General features: G+C 45.6%; 7 protein-coding genes. 5 read left to right on the forward strand and 2 right to left on the reverse strand.

Annotated features, from left to right (window positions below; genetic code table 11):
* The coding region (locus IM322_RS03330; RefSeq protein ID WP_502863344.1) for a photosynthetic reaction center family protein at nucleotides 1-624 on the reverse strand (624 nt) is incomplete at its 3' end.
* Between the two features lie 468 nt (nucleotides 625-1,092).
* On the opposite strand from IM322_RS03330, the gene IM322_RS03335 reads away from it, so the two are divergent.
* Nucleotides 1,093-1,428 carry a DUF433 domain-containing protein gene (locus IM322_RS03335; protein WP_072927904.1) on the forward strand — a complete coding sequence of 112 codons (336 nt, stop codon included), beginning with the start codon at nucleotides 1,093-1,095 and terminating at the stop codon, nucleotides 1,426-1,428.
* Nucleotides 1,425-1,784, forward strand: a complete 360-nt coding sequence (locus tag IM322_RS03340) for a DUF5615 family PIN-like protein (RefSeq protein WP_110580521.1) — start codon at nucleotides 1,425-1,427, stop codon at nucleotides 1,782-1,784. Before IM322_RS03335 ends, IM322_RS03340 begins: the two co-directional genes overlap by 4 nt.
* Before the next feature lie 7 nt (nucleotides 1,785-1,791).
* Here IM322_RS03340 and IM322_RS03345 read toward each other — a convergent pair whose 3' ends face one another.
* Nucleotides 1,792-1,962: a hypothetical protein gene (locus IM322_RS03345; protein ID WP_287673671.1), complete on the reverse strand. Its 171-nt coding sequence runs from the start codon at nucleotides 1,960-1,962 to the stop codon at nucleotides 1,792-1,794.
* A 248-nt stretch (nucleotides 1,963-2,210) separates the two neighbouring features.
* Between IM322_RS03345 and IM322_RS03350 the strand changes: the two genes are divergently transcribed.
* The 3 genes from IM322_RS03350 to IM322_RS03360 all read left to right on the forward strand — a co-directional run.
* Complete coding sequence (locus IM322_RS03350) at nucleotides 2,211-2,714, forward strand: thermonuclease family protein (RefSeq protein ID WP_287673672.1); 504 nt, start codon at nucleotides 2,211-2,213, stop codon at nucleotides 2,712-2,714.
* 41 nt (nucleotides 2,715-2,755) lie between these two features.
* On the forward strand, nucleotides 2,756-3,205 hold the full coding sequence (locus IM322_RS03355) for a hypothetical protein (RefSeq protein WP_287673674.1): 450 nt from the start codon (nucleotides 2,756-2,758) through the stop codon (nucleotides 3,203-3,205).
* Between the two features lie 33 nt (nucleotides 3,206-3,238).
* Nucleotides 3,239-3,486, forward strand: a 248-nt coding sequence (locus IM322_RS03360) for a helix-turn-helix domain-containing protein (RefSeq protein WP_287713099.1), incomplete at its 3' end; no start/stop codon positions are given.

Here is a 3,486-nt window from a genome sequence, read left to right on the forward strand (position 1 = left end):
ACCGCCGAACACACCAGCAACACCTAACATATGGAAGGGGTGCATCAGGATGTTATGTTCTGCTTGGAACACGAACATAAAGTTGAAGGTTCCAGAGATTCCTAAAGGCATACCATCAGAGAAGGAACCTTGTCCGATGGGGTAGATTAAGAATACAGCAGTAGCGGCGGATACAGGTGCCGAGTAAGCTACACAGATCCAAGGACGCATTCCTAAACGGAAAGACAGTTCCCACTGACGACCGAGGTAGCAGAAGACACCTAGTAAGAAGTGGAAAATGACTAACTGGTAGGGACCACCGTTGTATAACCATTCATCTAAGGAAGCGGCTTCCCAGATGGGGTAGAAGTGGAGTCCAATCGCGTTGGAAGAGGGAACAACTGCACCAGAGATGATGTTGTTTCCGTAGAGTAGAGAACCGGCTACAGGCTCGCGGATACCGTCGATATCTACGGGAGGAGCGGCGATAAAGGCGATGATGAAGCAGGTGGTGGCGGTGAGCAGGGTGGGGATCATGATCACACCGAACCAACCGATGTATAAACGGTTGTTGGTGCTGGTGATCCACTGACAGAACTGCTCCCACAGGGAAGCGCTCTCGCGCTGTTGTAAGGTGGTGGTCATTGGTTTATGAGTGCGATTTGAATGATTGATGATGTTCTCATCTTAAGGGTTATGTAACAGTTTGTAAAGAAGTTTGATGATATTGTTACTTATGCTATTGATAAGTTTAGCTGATATTAGAGGGGGGAAAAATAGAGAGTCCTTACTCATCGGGAAGTTTTAGCATTGGCAACAGATGAGGCTATTTTTTGAGGACGGGGAGCTATGTCACCGGCAAGGCAGCCTTTCTTGCACTTCATCCCTGGAAGTAGAAACACCTTTTCAGTTAAGTACCTAAGCAAAATTAATTACACATATCTAACCCCCTCTTGCCTTTTGCCTCTTGCATGAGTGCCTATCTTTACTAGGAAATTAATTTTGCACGACTACTTATCAGTGAACAGTTATCAGTCCGGCTCTTTGATAACTGTTCACTGATAACTGGTAGCGGTGCTACAATTAAAAGAAAAAGTTTGCTCCAAGAAAACCATGCAACTAGAAGAATACTTTGAAGTTTTTGCTCCAGATGACATCCGCATTAAAGGACATCGCATTGGGATTGAGGATGTTATCAACTACCATTTAAAAGGTTATACTTCCCAGCAGATTCTCCAAGAGTTACCCACCTTAAACCTAGAGAAAATTTACGCTACTCTCACCTATTACTATCAAAATAAGACCCTGATAGATGCTTATCTTCAGCGCCTCCGTGACTGGCAGGAAGAACAATACCAGCAGTGGTTAAATACCGAGCCATCCCCCCTGATTCAACGCCTAAGACAACTAAAACTAAAACGGAAACAGCAAGAACTAAACCTCGCATGAAAATCCGGTTTTTGTTAGATGAAAACTTATCCCCAGACCTCAAAATATCTCTGTTGCGATTGAATCCTAATCTCGATATTTTGCGAGTAGGTGAACCCGATGCACCACCACTGGGAACTTTAGACCCAGAAATCCTAGATTATGTTGCGTCATTTCAACGGTTGTTAGTTACCAATAATCGTCGCAGTATGCCTGGACACCTGAAGAACCATTGGGATAAGGGTGGACGTATTTGGGGTTTACTATGGTTGCGCCCCAGTGCTAATTTAGAAATCTGGGCAGAAGAATTATATCTGATTTGGGAAGCATCCGAAGCAGAAGAATGGATTGACCGAGTTGATTGGATTCCCTTTTAAATCTTCGCTATTTTTCGATTTTACCAGCGATCGCATTTAGCCTTGTTTTGATTCCGGTCATCCACTGGTTAAACTCGGCCGATTGCCGATCGATAGCTTCCTTGCGTTGTCTTATCTCTTCGGTTATTTTTTCGGGGGCTTCTAACGAAATATAGCGGTTCTCGCATCTGTGCGGCACACTTAAACCTTTGCTGATTAAGCTGTTCAGGATCGGAAATGTACCTCTTCTGAATCAGAAACGCTATATTCAGTTTCATAATTGCCTCAAGCATCTATCGATTCTTTACGAAACTTGACCTATCAATCAATGGGAATCAACCTCTTTACGGAAATTTTGCCGTTGACATCCTCACCACCGTAAAATAGACGGCGATTACCAATCCCGACGATTTGGTTTTCCTTGCCACCGTCACGCACCCCAAAACCATGAAGCGCCTTTTCCTTTTAGCGATCGCCTTACTATTGGTTTCCTGTCAGAACCTTCCCGCCTCAACCTTGGCCAATGCCCGCAGTTGTACGGTGGTCAGGGGTTCGGTACACGACGGCGACACGATTAGGGTCAATTGTGACGGCCAACAGCAGAGAATCAGATTTGCTTGCATCGATGCCCCGGAAATCAAACAGGAAAACGGCATCGCCAGTCGTGACCACCTACGATCTCTCCTCAACCGAGCAAATAACCAAGTCAGCATCAATGCGGTTGATACCGATCGCTTCGGTCGTACCGTGGCCGAGGTGTACGCCAACGGTCATCTAGTTCAACTTCAGCAGGTTAAGGACGGTATGGTTTGGGCTTACGATCGATTCAAGGGCAACTGTCCAAGCTGGAATGAAATCGAAAGGGCTTTTAAAGAAACTCGATCAAACCGCAAGGGAATTTTCGGGGGAAATCCGATGCCACCCTGGGAATGGCGACGACGGAATCGGTAGTTTTTTATCTGTAGAGATAGAGAAATTCGGAGAGGGAAACTATGAACAGAGATATCATTACTGGAATGGACGGCGAGATTTATGCCAGACGCGATCTAAGTCGGGAATGGGGCGGGGCGATCGATCTGGGAACCGCAAGGACGGGAAAAAGCTTTGGTGTTAACGGTCATTTAGGGGAAACTAATCGCTGCGGCGTTTGGGATAGTGTGGACAGACTCAAATTCAGGACTTCCCGCAACCTGCGCTTGGAACTCGCCACCGACCCGAACGTGATCACCGAGTTGGTGCGATTTGATAGTAACGGTGTCGCCACCGTTGTCGGTTCGGTTGAATACGGCGACCGACTATCTCTCAATTTAGCACCAGGTCGCTACGGCCTCAGTTTCTTTGTCGAGGGAGATTTGATTTCCTATCAGGTTAATGCCAGTTTCATCGAAAATTTTGGGTCTGAAACCCCGTCGTTTCACGACGGCTTTACAGTTAAATACTAGCGCATTTACCAAATATATGCTAAAATGCTCCCCATGGAAAAAGCCTATTCTTACCGATTTTACCCCACACCAGAACAAGAGTCGCTATTGCGGCGCACATTGGGCTGTGTAAGATTAGTTTACAACAAAGCTCTCCATGTCAGAACACAAGCATGGTACGAAAAGCAAGAAAGAGTAGGATATGCTCAAACTTCTTCAATGCTAACCGATTGGAAAAAGCAAGAAGAATTAGACTTTTTAAACGAAGTTAGTTGTGTACCTTTACAACAAGGGTTAAGACA

It is taken from the genome of Microcystis sp. M109S1, from assembly GCF_020247025.1.
Taxonomy (GTDB): domain Bacteria; phylum Cyanobacteriota; class Cyanobacteriia; order Cyanobacteriales; family Microcystaceae; genus Microcystis.